Consider the following 15,623-nt stretch of genomic DNA (forward strand, 5'->3'; position numbering starts at 1 on the left):
CATGAGCGAACCGCTTTCTGTCGCACCCACCGCCGCGCCGCGCTTTTCGCCGCGCTTGCTCGTGCCGCTGGCCCTGGTGTCGCTGTATCTGGTCTGGGGCTCGACCTATCTCGCAATCCGCATCGGCCTGGAAAGCTATCCGCCGTTCACGATGGCGGCGCTGCGCTTTCTGATCACCGGCGCGGCGCTGTATGCGTTCCTGCGCTGGCGCGGAGTCGCAAAACCCACAATGCTGCAATGGCGAAATTGCGCCATCACCGGCACACTGCTGCTGGGCTTCGGCAATGGCCTGGTGTGCTGGGCGCAGCAGACCGTGTCGTCGGGCCTGGCGGCGGTCGCGGTCGCGAGCATGCCGCTGTTCGCCGCGATGTTCGGCGCCTGGTTTGGGCAATGGCCGCGGCGACTGGAGTTGATCGGGCTGCTGGTCGGCTTTGCCGGCGTGATCCTGCTCAATATCGGCGGCGATCTGGCCGGCTCGCGCCTCGGCGCACTCGCACTGCTCGCTGCGGCGGCGAGCTGGGCCTTCGGCTCGCTCTGGTCCAAGCGACAGGACATGCCCGAGCCGATGATGAACACCGCTGCGCAGATGCTGACCGGCGGCGTCGCGCTGACCCTGCTCGCACTGATCAATGGCAATGGCCTGCCGGTCGCACCGACGTTGCGCGCGACGCTGGCGCTGGCCTATCTCGCCGTGTTCGGCTCCATCATCGGGTTCAGCGCCTACCTGTATCTGCTGCGCACAGTACGGCCTGCGCTGGCGACGAGCTATGCGTATGTCAATCCGCCGGTCGCGGTGCTGTTCGGCGCGTTGCTCGCGAACGAACGTGTGCATGCGCTCGATATCGTCGGCATGGCGGTGATCCTCGGCGGCGTCGCCATCATCACACTGGCACGCGACAAGACCTGAGCGCCGCGGCGACCCGTCTGAGCGCCGGGTCAGCTGCGCATGCAGCTCGAGCACGGCATTCATATAGTGCTTCTTCGCGGACGCATGTTCCCGCGGCCCGGGCCGCGCGATCTGCGGCGCGAGCACGCCGGAGAACTCGAGCGTCGAAATTGGTGCGGATCGCCAAAGTGTTCCGCGCTCATGCTGCGGCGCGCGTCGGCGTTGAAATGCGGATGCGACCGCTCGATGATTGGCGGCCATTTGTGGGTCGGATCCTGCACCGCGCCGCCCCAGGTCCAGGACGGCGCAATGAGCAGCGCCTTCGCCCCTGGAGTTCATCACGCGGTACAACTCATCCATGAAGGCCATGCGTTCCGGCCCGTCGAGATGCTCGAGGATGTGCGAGCAGCACACCTCGTCGATGCTCACGCCGTCGAACGGCCACGGCCGCAGGCGCAGGTCAAGGACGAAATCCGCACCGCCGTCGGGCGAGCGTCCGCGCCCGGAAAACCCGCACGCTTGCGCAGACCGCAGCGCAGATCCAGCTTCATTCGATTCACCCTGCGAAGGCCAAACCGGCACAGCAGAAATGACAACGCCCGCCGCGGACAGGCTCGCGACGGGCGTTGCAACACGGCACTACTGTTGTTTCAGAGTTCGCGCAGCGCGGTCGTGATCGGCAGGCGCGCAGCACGCGCAGCCGGCAGCAGGCCGCCGATGAAGCCGATTACTACCGCAATGATCAAGCCTTTGCCGACCAGCGCCGGTGTCACCTTGAAGCTGAAGACGACCTGCGTGAAATTGGCGCCAAGCGTCGACAGCGAGACGTTGTTGAACAGCACGTACGCGATCGTCGCACCGAGCAGTCCGCCAAGCGCCGACAACAGCAGCGCCTCCATCATGACCGACACGAGCACCGGCATCGAGCCGAAACCGATCGCCCGCAACGTCGCGATTTCGCGAGCGCGCGCGGCAACGGCTGCATACATGGTGTTGAGCGCGGCGAATATCGCCCCCAGTCCCATTACCACCACGAGGAACATTCCCAGCGTTTCAATCATGCGACGGAAGTCCTTGGTCTGCGCACCGAGGTACTGGCGCTGCGTCGTGACGTCGCTCGCCAGGCGCGGATCGGCCGCCAGTGAGGCCTTGAGCTTGTCCATCGCACCGTCGCCGTCGAGCTGAGCCAGCACCGAGCTGACGCTACCGCCGCGCCCGAACGTGGTCTGCGCCGTACCGAGGTCGACCCAGACTTCGCTTTCACTCGCATCGCCCGACTCGAATACGCCGACGACCGTCCAGTCGGAACCGCGCATGCGCACGACCTTGCCGATCTCGGCCCCGTCGAATGCGCTGATGACGCCGCGGCCGACAATCATTTCGCGCAGACCCGACTGGAACATGCGGCCCTCAATGACGCGCACGTTGGATCGCAGCGTGAACGACAACGGCTCGACGCCGCGCAGCGTCACGTTCACGCCCGTGGCGCGCTTGCCCGGCGGCGGCGGCGGCTCGCCCTTCTTGGGCAGCTCGGAAATGACGACGAGTTCCGACGCCGCTTCGGCCTTGCCGTCGGCACTGCGACGGATCCCGGGCGCCTGCGTAATCAGCGTCGCGACTTCGCGCGTCAGCACCGAGTTGAGCTCTGAATCGCTGGAACCGCCGCGCAGGATCAGCGCGATATCATCGCGCCCGCGGTCGGCCAGCGTGCTCGCGAAGCCCTGCGCCATGGCGAACAGCGCGGTGAATACGGCAACAACCCCTGCAAGACCAACGACGATGACGAGCGAAGGCCCCCAGCGTTCGGGAATGCTCTTGAGGTTGATGCCGGTAATGGCAGTGATCTGGCTCAGCATGTCGGCATTCCTTTAGCGGCCCGCAAGGGCGTCGACGATCTTGAGGCGCTGCGCACGCAAGGCCGGCAGCAATCCCACGACCACACTCAGCAGCGCAATCGCGATCAGGGCGGTCGTCCACACCGAACTGTCCACGCTGATCGGCAGGAAAGCTCCGGCGAGCTTCTGGATCACGATGCCGAGCAGCGTCGCGAGCCCCATGCCGATCAGCCCACCGATCGCGCAGAGCGCCACGGCTTCGGCCATGACGAAGCCCAGCACGCTACCGTCGGAAAAGCCCAGCGTCTTGAGCACCGCCAGTTCCGGAATACGTTCGCGCACGCTCTGCGCCATGGTGTTGCCGACCACGAGCAGCAAGGTGAAGAACACTGCGAACAGGATCCAACGCACGAGCAATCCGACGTCGCCGATCTGCTTGACGAAGCCGGCCTGCCAGTCCTTTTCGGTCTGGCTCTTCGTCTCGTCGGGCGAGTTCTCGTACTTCTTGTCGATCGCCTCGGTGACGCTCTGTCCAACGTCGCTGTTGGCCAGCTTCAGCACGTAGATGCCGGCCGCGCCACTGCCGAACTGGTTGGCTTCGTTGAAATACTCGAAGTTGATGAAGATCGCATTGGTCTGGCGCTGCCACTGCTCGTCCTTTCCATCGTAGATACCGACGATGTCAAAGGCCCATTCCTTGCTGCCGTTTTTCTGCGGGAAGATGTTCGACTTCAGCGGGAGCTTGTCGCCGACTTTCCAGTTGTACTGGTTTGCAAGCGTGCGGCCGACGATCGCACCGGTACGCGTCTTGCCGAAGTTCGTCCAGGCCGCATCGTCCATCACGTATTCCGGATAGACCGCATGCAGGCGAGCCGGCTCGACGGCAAACGTGAACATCTGCGTGTTTTCGCCGTATACACCGCCAAACCACTGCTGGAACATGACCTTGTCGACGCCGGGCACGGCTTCGATCTCGGGCAGGATGCGCAGCGGCAGTGACTGGGTGAATGAGACGCGCGCCTGCGTCACGACGCGTGTCGCGCCGACGAAGTCCGAGCCGGCGTTGAACATCACGTTGACGGCCTGCAGCAGGCCGAACAGCAGGAAGGCCATGATCACCGAAAGCAGCGTGAGCACGGTGCGGGTTTTTTTGCGAAACAGGTTCGCAATGACAAAACCGGTCTTGGTCATCGGATAGGCTCCGTCGCGCTCAGTGCGCCGCCTGTTCAGCCAGCTGGCCCTTGTCCAGGTGCAGGGTGCGCTTGGCGTATTCAGCCGCTCGCGGATCGTGCGTAACCATGACGATGGTCTTGCCATGCTCGCGGTTGAGAGTCTGAAGCAAGGTCAGGATTTCGTCGGCGGTCTTGCGGTCCAGATCGCCCGTCGGTTCGTCGCAGACGAGCAGTTCCGGATCGGACACGATTGCGCGGGCAATCGCGACGCGCTGTTCCTGGCCGCCGGAGAGTTCGCGCGGCTTATGCTTGGCGCGGTCGGCCAGGCCGACGACCTGCAGCGCGATCGCCACGTTCTTCTTGCGCTGCGCGGCGGACAGCTTGGTCAGCAGCAATGGCAACTCGACATTGCCTTCGGCCGTCAGTACCGGCATCAGGTTGTAGAACTGAAACACGAAGCCGACGTTGGCGGCGCGCCAGCGCGTGAGTTCCGCGCTGCTGAACTTGTCGATGCGCTTGCCGTCGATGGACAGCTCGCCCGAACTGGGCTGGTCCAACCCGCCGATGAGGTTCAACAGCGTGGTCTTGCCCGATCCGGACGGTCCCATCAGCGCGACGAAATCGCCCTTGGGGATTTCCAGGGTCAGACCGTGCAGCACTTCCACTTTCTGTTTGCCGCGCTCGTAGCTCTTGGTCAGGTCGCGGATGCTGATGAGGGTGCTCATGGGGTGCTCCGGTTCTACGTCGCGAGTGGTGATCGGCATGAATAAATGGAGAAAAATATTTTTCGTAACCCGTGGCTACGGATTCTTGCTCTCGGCCTTGTCGCCGGCCTTGGCGCCATCGGGCGGCGAGAGCGCAACGCGGTCGCCGACATTGAGGCCGCTCAGCACCTGGCGCGCGCTCGACATCGTCTGGCCGAGCGTGAGAGTGCGCTCTTCGAGGCGGCCGTCCTTGATCACGAAAGCCTGTGACATGTCGCCCACCTTCCTGATCGCCTCGCTCGGCACGAGCACGCCGGGCAGCGGCTTGGGTGCGACTTCACCGGCGGGCCGGGCTTCGCCGAGGAAGGCGACGCGGGCACCCATGTCCGGCACGATGCGCGCATCCTTCACGTCCATGCCGATGCGCACCTTGACGGTCGCCTTGCCACGGTCGGCGGTCGGGATGATGGCAATGACCTTGCCGGGTATCTTCCAGTCCGGGTACGCGTTGAGCGTGCTTTCCACCGGCTGGCCGGGCTGCACGCGGCCGATGTAGGACTCGTTGACGTCCACTTCGATTTCCAGCGAGTTCATGTCGACGATGGTGCCGATGCCGGTACGCGTGAAGCCGCCGCCAGCCGAGATCGGCGAAACGATTTCCCCGGGCTGCGCCGCCTTGACGGTGATCACGCCGGAAAAAGGCGCCTTGACGACGGTGTTGTCGAGATTCACGCGGGCCAGGTCGACGCCGCTCTGCGCGACGGCGATCTGGCGTTCCTGCACCGCGACGCGTGCCTTCAGCGAGGCCACTTCGGTGGCTGCGTTTTCGGTGAGCTGCTGGCTGGTCAGCTTGCGCGCGGCGAGCTCCTGCTGGCGTTTCAGATCGCGTTCTGCCTTCACGAGCTGGATCTTGTGCTCGGTCAGCTGGGCGCGAGCCGCGGCGAGCTGTGTCTGGTTCTGGTCGAGCTGTGCCTGCGCGTCGACGGGATCGAGCCGTGCCAGCACCTCGCCTTCCTCGACGCGCTGGCCTTCCTCGATGCGCACTTCGGCAACGCGTCCGGTGACCTTGGACGATACGGTCGCCTGGCGCCGCGCGGTGACATAGCCGCTGGCGTCGAGAACCGACGAACCGGCGGCGACTGCTGGGCTGATGGGCTGCGCCACCGCCGTCGCGACGACCCATGTATTACCGCGGCCCAGCAGGAACCATGCGACCGCCGCGGCAATCAGGACGACCGCGATGCCGACACCGATCCAGCGTCCCCTGCCCGACGGCTCCGAGGCCGCGGCGCTGCGATCGATACGCAGCTGTTTGAGCATTTCCGTGTTGTCCACGATTCCACCATGTCCTGCGGGAGGTCGATTGCGGCATCGCGGTACTGACCGCTCGCCGCAACGGCGAAGTGTGCCATAGACTGACGCGACCGCCGTAGCGCCGACAGGGGCGACGATCAGCAATTGGAGGTGACAGGTGTCAACCCGCGAAAAGGCTGGGTATTCAGGTACGCCGCTGGCGAAGAAGCTCGGCCTCAAACCCGGCCTGCGCGTGCTGCTGCGTGACGTGCCTGGAGACTACGCGGCATTGACCCAGTTCGATCTGACCTTATGCCAGGTCCTCGCGCAGCCCGGCGCTTTCGATTTTGCGCATGCGTTCGTCGGTTCGCGCGCCGCATTGCTGCAGGCGTTGGACGCGCTGGAGCCTTACCTCGACGACACCGGCATGACCTGGATCTCCTGGCCCAAAAAAGCGTCGAGGATCGCGACTGATCTGACCGAGGACGGCATCCGCGAACTTGCGCTTCCGCGCGGCCTCGTCGACGTCAAGGTCTGCGCCGTCGATGCGGTCTGGAGCGGATTGAAGCTGGTACGGCGCGTGACCCATCGGAAGCGGGCAGGCAGCGGCTGAATCACCCGGCGACAGGCATCGCGGGCACTACATGTTTTCAGTGACGGCCGAATTTTTCGTGCGGTCGCTTGCCCAGCGCCTTGTTCGCTTCGTTCCGGCGCTTGAGCTGCGTCTCCAGGTTCGTCGCCTGTGTCTGCAGTTCGCTGCGCAGTTTTTGGTAACTGGCCCAGCGCTCGGGATCGAGTTCGCCGCTTTCCAGCGCAGTGCGCACGGCGCAGCCAGGTTCCGACTGATGCACACAGTCACCGAAACGGCATCCCATCGCGAGGCTGTCGATATCGGCGAATTGGCCGGCCTCCAGGTCTTCCTCTCCGGTGAGCTTGAGTTCGCGCATGCCCGGCGTGTCGATCAGGCAGCCACCCTGGGGTAGCGCGATCAGTGCGCGGAATGTCGTCGTGTGCCGGCCACGGCTGTCGTTCTGGCGTACCGCCTTCGTCGCCTGGCGCTGCTCGCCGAGCAAGGTGTTGGTCAGAGTCGACTTGCCGACCCCGGACGAGCCGACCACGACGGCAGTGAGGCCCGCGACGAGATAGGGATACAGCACGGCCAGGCTCTGCGGATCTTTGGCATTCACGGGGTGCACGATGATGTCCGGTGGCAACACGTCAGCGACATCGGCCATCAGCGTTTCGAGGTCATCGTGCTGGTCGGCCTTGGTCAGGACGACCACGCAGGTCGCACCGGAAGCCTGGATCAGGGCGAGATAGCGCTCCAGGCGACGCGGGTTGAAGTCGCCGTCCAGGCCCATGAGCACGAGTACGCTGTCCACGTTCGTCGCGATGAGCTGGCGTTGGTACCGTTCACCGGCAGCGGCGCGCGACAGGGTCGCATGACGCGGCAGCACGGTTTCGATCTGCGCCGGCTTGCCGGGCTTGAGCAGGACGAAATCGCCGACAGCGGGCCGTTCGACCGGATCGAGGTTGCGCTTGAGGAAGCGCGGGGCCGGCTGCACGGTGAATTCTTTCTCGCCATCGTGCACGACATAGCCGTTGCGGTGCTGGATGATCACGCGGGCCGGCAGATGATCGGCGGGCGCATCCGAGGGGACTACGACGGCATCGCTCCAGCCGATGCGGGCCAGGCGAGCGCGGGTTTCGGGATTCAGCATGGCGGCATTCTAACCGCAGCCCGGTGACGGAGCTGCGGCTGTCAACGCTCCGGCTTCAGCGCTTGGCGACGGTTTCGGCCACCGCAGTGGTGCGCAGGGCCTGCACTTCGCTGCCTTCGCTGAGCGCGCTCTGGCCCGCGACGACGACATCGGCACCCGGGCTCAACCCGTGCAGTACCTGCACGTTATTACCGGATTCGTAGCCGAGCTTGATCGCTACCCGCTGCGCCTTGCTGTCCCGCACGACGTACACGCTCGTCTCTCGCTCGCCGCTGAGCAACGCCGCCTTCGGAATCAGGATGGCTGCGGCAACGTTGTCATAGGCCACGTCCAGGCGGGAGAACAGCCCCGGGCGCAGCTTTCCGCTGGAGTTGTCCACTGCGACGACGATGTCGACCGTGCCGCTGGCGGCGTCGACGACCGGACTGACGCGCTCGACTTCGGCGCGGAAAGTCTCGCCCGGCAGCGCATCTGCGCTGTAGTCGACGAGCTGGCCGGGCTTCAGCGCGGCGCTCGCGCGCTCGGGCACGCGCAGGCGCGCCTTCAGTTCGCGGAAATCCGCCATTTCGAACGCGACCTCATTGAGCTTGAGCAGTTGGCCCTGCTTGACCCAGCGCCGCGTGATCACGCCATCGAACGGGGCAATGACGGCGCACTTGGACAGGCTCAGGCGCGCCATGTCCACTTCAGCCTTGCGCGTGGCCAGGTCGGACTTGTTCTGTTCGTAGCTGTTGCGCGCGATGAGCTGGCGTTGGAACAGGCTCTCGTTGCGCGCATCCTGAAGCTTGAGGCGTTCCAGTTCGGTTTCCGCCTGACGCAGCAGCACGCTCTGCCGCTCGGCGTCGAGCCGGGCAAGGATCTGACCCTTGCGGACGACCTGGCCCTCTTCGGCGCCCAGCGACAGCACGACGCCGCCGATCTCGCTGACGATCTTGGCTTCGCGTTCGGCCTCGAGCGTGGCCGTGCCGGCATAGCGCGCCGTGATATCCCCCTGGAAGACGGCGGCGACCTCGACCGGAATAAGCTCTACCTTGGGCTTTTCGGCAGCAGCACTGGTCTTGGACTGAGCCTCGCTGGCGCAACCGGTCAGCAGCAACGGGGTCACTGCGGCGGCAGAGAGCAGGAGCAACGAAGCAAGCACGGACGTTTTCATGAGCATCTCTATTGAGATAGTGTTGTAGTAAACTACAACACTAAATCTGGTGGGTCAAGCGAATGGTAGTTGGCGCGCGTTACTGCAACATCTGCCGGAGGGAACAATGACTTCCGGCAACGCGGCGGGTTCGCGCCGCCGCGAAGCCGCGAATTCCCGACCATTAATAGAGGTCACTCGCTGCGACTCACCACGACGGATTGTTCCCACCGGCTGCTCAGATGCCCCGAGCGGGGCAAAGGTTGCGTGCCCCGGGCCAAAGCGAGCGATTTGTCGGACGCAACGCAGCACGATATCGGTCTATCGGCATAAGTGTGACCGGCGGTTGTTTGGACATTCGCTCATCAGCCGCTAGGATTCGGCGACCCGCCAAGGACCCGCCGCAATGCCGCAACGCACCGTACCCGTCAGTTCCCGCCTCGGCGATGTGCGTTACGAGATCCGCGGAGCCCTGTCGCGACGCGCTCGCGAACTCGAAGCCGAAGGCCGCCAGATCGTGCGGCTGAACATCGGCAATCCGGGACTGTTCGGTTTTGCCGTACCTGCGCATCTGCGTGCGACGGTCGAATCGCATCTGCACCGCAGCGAAGCCTACTGTCATCAGCAGGGCCTGCAGAGCGCGCGCGAAGCGATCGCCGCGCGCGAAATCGCCCGCGGCGCACACGGTGCCCACGCGGACAATGTATTTATAGGCAACGGCGTGTCGGAGCTCATCGACCTGACTCTGCGCGCCCTGCTCAACAGCAGCGAGGAAGTGTTGCTGCCCAGCCCCGACTATCCCTTATGGAGTGCGGCAACCGTGCTCAACGGCGGGCGGGCGCGCTACTACCCTTGTCCCGCGTCACGCGCCCACCTCCCCGACCCGGACGAGATCGAGGCGCTGATCACGCCGCGCACGCGCGCGCTGGTGCTGATCAACCCCAACAATCCAACCGGCGCCGTATATCCGCGCGAGCTGCTACAGGCGCTGATTCAGGTCGCCGAACGCCATCGCCTGCTGCTGCTGTCCGACGAGATCTACGACGGCATTCTCTACGACGACGCGGAATTCCATCCGCTGGCCGCCCTCGCGGGCGAGACGCCGTGCATCACCTACGGCGGCTTGTCCAAGATGCATCGTGCCTGTGGCTATCGCGTCGGCTGGATCAGCCTGTCGGGCGCCCCTGCAAAGCTGGAGGAGTTCCGCGCCGCACTGGACCTGCTTTCCGCACTGCGCCTTTGCGCCAACGTGCCAACGCAATGGGCTATTGAGCCGGCGCTCACCGGACCCGACACCATGCGCGAACTCGTCGGCGACGGTGGACGCCTGCACGCGGCACGGCGCGCGGTGATCGACGGCGTCGCACGCAGCGAGTTTCTCGACGTGGTTGCGCCGCAGGGCGCGCTCTACGCGTTTCCGTCGGTGCGCACGGCCGGCTTCGCCCAGTTCGACGACGAGGACTTCGCGCTGGAACTGCTCGAAAGCGAGAGCGTGCTGATCGTGCCAGGTACCGGCTTCAATATCCGCGAGCGCAATCATTTCCGCCTCACGCTGCTGCCGCAGCCCGGGGAGATCGACGACGTGTTCACACGTATCGACCGCTGCCTGAGCCGCATTGCGACGCGCTCGGCGCCCGCGCGTCATGTGGCCTGAACTGTTGCTGGCCGGCATGTTCGCCGGCCACGCGTCGGACGGCGCCCGCCTGCGCTATCTCGCGCTCGGCGACTCCTACACCATCGGCGAGGGCGTGGAGCCGGCGCAGCGCTGGCCGCTGCAGCTCGCGCAACGCCTGCGCGACGACGGCATGGCGCTGGACGATCCGCAGATCGTCGCGACCACGGGCTGGACGACCGACGAGCTTTCCGCCGGCATGGACGCGGCCACGCTGGTGCCGCCGTACGACCTCGTCAGTCTATCCATCGGTGTCAACAACCAGTACCGCGGCCGCGATCCGGAAAACTACCGTCGCGAATTCGCTGCGCTACTGCAGCGCGCGATCGCGCTGGCCGGCCTGCGTCCGGACCGCGTGATCGTGGTCTCGATTCCGGATTGGGGCGTAACGCGTTTTGGCCGCGAATCGGATCGCGACACCGCCGCGACCGCGCGCGAACTCGATGCGTTCAACGCGATCAACCGCGAGGAGGCGCAGCGCCTCGGCGTGGCCTGGGCCGACGTCTGCGCGATTTCGCGCGAGGCCGGTGCCGACGCTGCGCAACTCGCCGCCGACGGTCTGCATCCCTCCGGCCGACAATACGCCGACTGGCTCGCCCCCATACTGCCGCTGGCCCGGTTCGCACTGTCATCACTCTGACCCGACCCGGCAACGCGGCGGATACGTGGGCCGTCTAGTCTTGCGCCGGCTCGGCTACCGGGGCGTCGCATGGACCGCCTGCGCTTTCGAAGCATCTTCATTTCCGATGTTCACCTCGGCACGCGCGACTGCCGCGCGGATTTCCTGCTCGACTTCCTGCGCTCGACGCGCTGCGAGCAGCTCTATCTCGTTGGCGACATCATCGACCTCGAAGCGATGGAGCAGGCGCCGTACTGGCCGTCGCGGCACAGCGAGGTGCTGGCGGAATTTCTGGACATTGCGGCGAAGGGAACACGAGTCATCTACCTTCCAGGCAATCACGACTGCAGCTTGCGCGGCCTGGCCGGGCAATGCATCGGCGGCATCGAGGTCGCGCTGGACGCCATCCACGTCACGGCCGACGGCAAGCGCCTGCGCGTGAGCCACGGCGATGAGTTTGATCCGGAGCATCAAGGCAAGACCTGGCTGACCTGGTTCGGTGACTATGCCTACCGCCTGATCTGCCTTGCCAACCGCAAGCTCAACGCGGTGCGCCGGCGTCTGCGCCTGCCGTATTTCGCCCTGTCGATACTTGCCAAGTCGCGCATCGGCAAGGCGCTGGCGTATATCCGCCGCTATGAGGCGATGGCGACCGGCCGTGCGCGCGAACTCGGCCTGGATGGCCAGATCTGTGGCCATATCCACTTCGGCCACATCAGCGAACACGGCGGCGTGCTCTACCTCAACGACGGCGACTGGGTCGAGCACTGTACTGCGCTGGTCGAACATCTCGACGGCACGCTGGAACTGCTGCACTGGAGCGAACGCCGCACGGCGCTGATGCGCGCCGGCGCCGGTGAATCGCGGCCCCAGGCGACACCCATCCCAGCCTGGGCGCAAGTGTTGAACGCACGCGCCTGAGGGGCACGGCTTCGATGGGATGGCTGCGCAGTCGCGTACGGCCAATCCGTACGCGACGCTGCGTGTTCGTCAGGGAATCTCGGTCACGTTCACCGTGACGATGGCCGACACTTCGTGTCCATTGTCGTCGGTGATGGTGTAGCGGATGCGGCCGGGGCCGTTAGTGCCATGGATATGCTGGAAGCGGATCGTACCGTTCGCGTTGATGGTCAGCGTCGCCTGGTGTGGACCGAGATTCTCGACGCGGATCACGCGCAACAGATCACCATCCGGATCGCTGTCATTGTCGAGCACGGGGATATCCACGCCGCCGCCCTTGACCACACCGACCACGTCGTCCAGCGCCAGCGGCGGCGCATTCGCGCCCGCGCCGACCTGTACCGTCACCTGCGCCGTCGCCGTACCGCCGCGGCCGTCGCTGATCACGTAGCTGAAGGCATCGCTGCCCTCGAATCCTGTCGCCGGCGTGTAGGTCAGGGTGCCGTCGCTGTTGAGGACCGCAGCGCCGTGGGCCGGCGTGCCGACCGAGGTCACGCTGAGCACGTCGTCATCCGGATCGCTATCGTTGCGCAACACCGCGATGCGCACCGGCGTCGCTGGGGGGGTCTGCGCGCTGTCGTTGGCCGCGACCGGCGGACGGTTGCCGCCAGTGCCGATCACTAGGGTTACGGTCGCCGTATCGCTGCCGCCGAAACCGTCAGTGATGGTGTAGGTGAAGCTATCCGTGCCGACATAGCCCGCGGCCGGCGTGTAGCTGACCTGGCCGGCGCTGAAGCTGACCGTGCCATGCGCGGGTGACGAGGTACCCGTGATCGTCAGCGCATCGTTCTCGGGATCCGTGTCGTTGGCGAGCACGGCAATGCTCGTCGCCGCCGCATCGCGTGGGAGGGAAACGCTGTCGTCGACGGCATTCGGAGCGGTGTTCGCAAATTGCCGCGGTCCCAGCGTCGTCGTCGTCGTCGCGCGCTCAAACCGATAGACGTCGACCGTACGCTTGTGCTGCGACGGATTGCGCAACGCGCGCTCGATCCAGGCCGCCGGCGCGGCGACCGGTTCGCGCTTCCATTCGACCGCCGCGGCGGGTGCGGGCGTGACCGCGGGCGTCAAGTTTTCCTCGACGCTGAGGAATTCGATGTCGACGCGGCGGTTCTTCTGCCGGTTGGCCGGCGTATCGTTCGGATAGGACGGATTGAGTTCGCCGTCGGCACGCATATCGATCTGGTCGGCCGGCACGCCGCGCGACACCAGATAGGCATTGGCACTCGCCGCACGCTGCGCGGACAGGGCCGCGTTATAGGCTTCGCTGCCGACGCTGTCGGTGTGCCCGATGACCGTGATCCGGCTCACGCGCGTATTCCCGGTGAGCCTGGCTAGCAGTTCATCCAACGCAGCGATCGCGTCCGGCCGCAGATCGGACTGGTCGAAGTTGAAGAAAGCGTCGCCATCCAGGCGCACGTCGTTGCGCACCAGCGTCGGCTCGGCCGCGACGTTCGCCACGGCAATCGGCGCCGGCACCTCGACGACGCGGAACGGCGCGCGCGGACGGTAGCTCTGGCCGAACTCGTAGCGCAGGCTGAGCCAGCCGCGCGTATCGTTCCTGTCGATCTCGAAATCGCCGGATTTCTTCAGGTACTCGCCATCGGCCGAAAGGCTCCAGCCGGTGTTACGAATATACTTGTCCACACCGAGCGACAGCGTAGCCTGATCCGAATCGTACTTGCCGCGTTCGTAGTCCAGGCCACCGCGCAGGCGCCACAGACCGTCGTCGAAATACTGGCCCAGACGCAGGCCGATGCCTTTTTCGTAAGGCTTTTCAAACGCGTCGGTGATGACGCTGACGGTCTGGTTCTGCGTGTAGGCGTGACCGTTCTCGATGCCGGTCAGCACCGTCGTCGTCGTGTCGGTGTCGGTGCGGACGAAGCGGTTGCCGGTCAGCGCCCCCGAGACATAGCCATCGACGAAGAAATCATTCTTCTGGTAGCCGACGCCAATGGTCGCCTTGCGGTCGTTCCAGATGTTCTGGTCGACGGCGACGAAGGCCTTGGCCACGCGCACGCCGTCGGGATTGTCGATCGTGTCCTGGCGCGTCTTTCCGCCCCACAACCAGTGATAGTCGAGCTGCACGCCGCCGGCGCCGTGCTCGGCCAGCCAGAGTTGCGCAATCCACGCCGAATCGCCGTCGAAGCCGAAGATACCCAGCGCCTCGCCGTTGATGTCACCGTCGTCGTTGACGCCAAGACTGACCCGCGAATTCGTACCGACATAGGTGATCGGAATGCTGGGATCGTTGGCCTGCGGCTTTGGCGGCGCGGCCTGTTCCTGCGCAACGGCTGTGGCGGACAAGGCCAGGGAAATGCTCAGGGCGAGCAGCGAGCGGCGCATACGGTTCTCCAGGATCCATGGACAAGGGCCAAGCGGTCGCGATTATCGCGCAGCGGCTTACTGCAGATATCCTGCAATCACACAAGGAAACGTGAAAACGACCGCAGAGCGAAGCACTGGGCGACGTTCGCCTCGGCATATCCGCCGCGACGACCCTCGCGTGCAGGGGTTTTCCCCCTCGCCACGACAGCCCTTGCCGGACGCCGCGGGCGTCCGCATATCGCCGACGCTACTATTCCCGTCTGACCGTACGCTTCTGGAATCCCATGAATCTCGATCCTGCCCTCCGTTCGCGCATCGACTCCCTGCTGCAGCAAAACCGCATCGTGCTGTTTATGAAAGGTACGCGCGACGCGCCGCGCTGCGGCTTTTCCGCCGGCACCGTCGGCATCCTCAACAGCCTGCTCGACGACTACGCCAGCGTCGATGTCCTGGCCGACCCGGATATCCGCGAAGGCATCAAGGCCTACGGCAACTGGCCGACGATTCCGCAACTCTATGTCGAAGGCGAGCTGATCGGCGGCGCCGACATCGTCGCCGGCATGGCCAACAACGGCGAACTGCATGTACTGCTCGGCCTGCCCAAGCCCGACCGCAGCCCGCCCGACATCACGATCACCGACGCCGCCGCCGACGCGATGCGTGCCGGTCTCGCCGACAGCCGCGGCGCCTCGCTGCACCTGTCCATCGACGCACGCTTCCAGGCTCAGTTCTACCTGCGCGAAGCCGAAGGCAGCGAGATCCGCGCGAGTGCCAATGGCATCGAGATCCTCATGGACGTGACCACGGCGCAGCGCGCCCGCGGTATCGTCATCGATTGGGTCGACAGCATGCAGGGCAGTGGTCTGTCGATCACAAACCCGAACGCGCCGCCGGCGGTGCAGTCACTGGACGTGCAGGGCCTCAAGGCGCGGCTGGAACGCAACGAGATCACCGTCATCGACGTGCGCCCGGCGCACGACCGCGCGCTGGCGCCGTTCGCCGCCGCGCAGGTCCTCGACGAAGACAGCGCTGCGCGCCTGTCCGCGCTGCCGAAAGACCAGCCGCTCGCCTTCCTGTGCCATCACGGCAATTCAAGCCGCGGCGCAGCCGAGCACTTCCGCGGCCTGGGCTTTCGCCAGGTCTTCAACGTAGAAGGCGGCATCGATGCGTGGTCGCGTCAGATCGATACGTCGATTCCGCGCTATTGATGCCCTCTGATCCCGGCAAACACCACCTTTACTCTCGGAGCCCCTCGAGTGAGAGGGGGTGAAGAGTGATCGCGCAGAACCGCAGGTTCTGATCAC

Annotated in this window: 13 protein-coding genes; 6 read left to right on the forward strand and 7 right to left on the reverse strand. The window is 65.2% G+C overall.

The features are described from left to right. Nucleotide 1 precedes the first annotated feature (1 nt). Complete coding sequence (gene yedA / locus RUU78_RS00095; RefSeq protein WP_313912543.1) at nt 2–907, forward strand: drug/metabolite exporter YedA; 906 nt, start codon at nt 2–4, stop codon at nt 905–907. Nucleotides 908–1,536: 629 nt separating this feature from the next. Here yedA and RUU78_RS00100 read toward each other — a convergent pair. The 4 genes from RUU78_RS00100 to RUU78_RS00115 all read right to left on the reverse strand — a co-directional run bounded on the left by RUU78_RS00100 (nt 1,537) and on the right by RUU78_RS00115 (nt 5,935). After that, nucleotides 1,537–2,742: an ABC transporter permease gene (locus RUU78_RS00100; RefSeq protein ID WP_313912544.1), complete on the reverse strand. Its 1,206-nt coding sequence runs from the start codon at nt 2,740–2,742 to the stop codon at nt 1,537–1,539. 12 nt (nt 2,743–2,754) lie between these two features. Continuing rightward, nucleotides 2,755–3,912 (reverse strand): ABC transporter permease, encoded by a 1,158-nt coding sequence (locus RUU78_RS00105; protein WP_313912545.1) that lies wholly within the window; start codon nt 3,910–3,912, stop codon nt 2,755–2,757. Between the two features lie 19 nt (nt 3,913–3,931). After that, nucleotides 3,932–4,618 (reverse strand): ABC transporter ATP-binding protein, encoded by a 687-nt coding sequence (locus tag RUU78_RS00110; RefSeq protein WP_313912546.1) that lies wholly within the window; start codon nt 4,616–4,618, stop codon nt 3,932–3,934. Between the two features lie 75 nt (nt 4,619–4,693). After that, nucleotides 4,694–5,935 (reverse strand): efflux RND transporter periplasmic adaptor subunit, encoded by a 1,242-nt coding sequence (locus RUU78_RS00115; RefSeq protein WP_313912625.1) that lies wholly within the window; start codon nt 5,933–5,935, stop codon nt 4,694–4,696. A gap of 133 nt (nt 5,936–6,068) precedes the next feature. Between RUU78_RS00115 and RUU78_RS00120 the strand changes: the two genes are divergently transcribed. Beyond that, complete coding sequence (locus tag RUU78_RS00120; RefSeq protein ID WP_313912547.1) at nt 6,069–6,503, forward strand: DUF3052 domain-containing protein; 435 nt, start codon at nt 6,069–6,071, stop codon at nt 6,501–6,503. Between the two features lie 37 nt (nt 6,504–6,540). Here the strand turns inward: RUU78_RS00120 and rsgA are convergent, their stop codons facing one another. Both rsgA and RUU78_RS00130 read right to left on the reverse strand, forming a co-directional pair. Further along, nucleotides 6,541–7,611: a ribosome small subunit-dependent GTPase A gene (gene rsgA / locus RUU78_RS00125; RefSeq protein WP_313912548.1), complete on the reverse strand. Its 1,071-nt coding sequence runs from the start codon at nt 7,609–7,611 to the stop codon at nt 6,541–6,543. 55 nt (nt 7,612–7,666) lie between these two features. After that, a complete protein-coding gene (locus RUU78_RS00130; protein ID WP_313912549.1) occupies nt 7,667–8,764 on the reverse strand; it encodes an efflux RND transporter periplasmic adaptor subunit in 1,098 nt (365 codons plus the stop codon). Between the two features lie 385 nt (nt 8,765–9,149). On the opposite strand from RUU78_RS00130, the gene RUU78_RS00135 reads away from it, so the two are divergent. The 3 genes from RUU78_RS00135 (at nt 9,150) to RUU78_RS00145 (ending at nt 11,955) form a co-directional block, all read left to right on the forward strand. Further along, nucleotides 9,150–10,397 (forward strand): aminotransferase class I/II-fold pyridoxal phosphate-dependent enzyme, encoded by a 1,248-nt coding sequence (locus tag RUU78_RS00135; RefSeq protein ID WP_313912550.1) that lies wholly within the window; start codon nt 9,150–9,152, stop codon nt 10,395–10,397. Between the two features lie 16 nt (nt 10,398–10,413). Next, the gene (locus tag RUU78_RS00140; protein ID WP_313912626.1) at nt 10,414–11,055 is read left to right on the forward strand and encodes a GDSL-type esterase/lipase family protein; all 642 of its coding nucleotides are present in this window, start codon (nt 10,414–10,416) and stop codon (nt 11,053–11,055) included. Nucleotides 11,056–11,124: 69 nt separating this feature from the next. Continuing rightward, complete coding sequence (locus RUU78_RS00145; protein WP_313912551.1) at nt 11,125–11,955, forward strand: UDP-2,3-diacylglucosamine diphosphatase; 831 nt, start codon at nt 11,125–11,127, stop codon at nt 11,953–11,955. A gap of 69 nt (nt 11,956–12,024) precedes the next feature. On the opposite strand, the gene RUU78_RS00150 is transcribed toward RUU78_RS00145, so the two are convergent. Next, on the reverse strand, nt 12,025–14,337 hold the full coding sequence (locus tag RUU78_RS00150) for an Ig-like domain-containing protein (RefSeq protein WP_313912552.1): 2,313 nt from the start codon (nt 14,335–14,337) through the stop codon (nt 12,025–12,027). A 266-nt stretch (nt 14,338–14,603) separates the two neighbouring features. Here RUU78_RS00150 and grxD point away from each other — a divergent pair, with 266 nt between their 5' ends. After that, a complete protein-coding gene (gene grxD / locus RUU78_RS00155; RefSeq protein WP_313912553.1) occupies nt 14,604–15,527 on the forward strand; it encodes a Grx4 family monothiol glutaredoxin in 924 nt (307 codons plus the stop codon). Nucleotides 15,528–15,623: the final 96 nt, after the last annotated feature.

It is taken from the genome of Tahibacter sp. (assembly GCF_032229445.1).
Classification (GTDB): domain Bacteria; phylum Pseudomonadota; class Gammaproteobacteria; order Xanthomonadales; family Rhodanobacteraceae; genus Tahibacter.

Excerpts from the sequence above, each read along its gene's own strand:
- yedA (WP_313912543.1), top strand. The coding sequence starts at position 2 with ATGAGCGAACCGCTTTCTGTCGCACCCACCGCCGCGCCGCGCTTTTCG.
- RUU78_RS00100 (WP_313912544.1), bottom strand. The coding sequence starts at position 2,742 with ATGCTGAGCCAGATCACTGCCATTACCGGCATCAACCTCAAGAGCATT.
- RUU78_RS00105 (WP_313912545.1), bottom strand. The coding sequence starts at position 3,912 with ATGACCAAGACCGGTTTTGTCATTGCGAACCTGTTTCGCAAAAAAACC.
- RUU78_RS00110 (WP_313912546.1), bottom strand. The coding sequence starts at position 4,618 with ATGAGCACCCTCATCAGCATCCGCGACCTGACCAAGAGCTACGAGCGC.
- rsgA (WP_313912548.1), bottom strand. The coding sequence starts at position 7,611 with ATGCTGAATCCCGAAACCCGCGCTCGCCTGGCCCGCATCGGCTGGAGC.
- RUU78_RS00130 (WP_313912549.1), bottom strand. The coding sequence starts at position 8,764 with ATGAAAACGTCCGTGCTTGCTTCGTTGCTCCTGCTCTCTGCCGCCGCA.
- RUU78_RS00135 (WP_313912550.1), top strand. The coding sequence starts at position 9,150 with ATGCCGCAACGCACCGTACCCGTCAGTTCCCGCCTCGGCGATGTGCGT.
- RUU78_RS00140 (WP_313912626.1), top strand. The coding sequence starts at position 10,414 with ATGTTCGCCGGCCACGCGTCGGACGGCGCCCGCCTGCGCTATCTCGCG.
- RUU78_RS00145 (WP_313912551.1), top strand. The coding sequence starts at position 11,125 with ATGGACCGCCTGCGCTTTCGAAGCATCTTCATTTCCGATGTTCACCTC.
- RUU78_RS00150 (WP_313912552.1), bottom strand. The coding sequence starts at position 14,337 with ATGCGCCGCTCGCTGCTCGCCCTGAGCATTTCCCTGGCCTTGTCCGCC.
- grxD (WP_313912553.1), top strand. The coding sequence starts at position 14,604 with ATGAATCTCGATCCTGCCCTCCGTTCGCGCATCGACTCCCTGCTGCAG.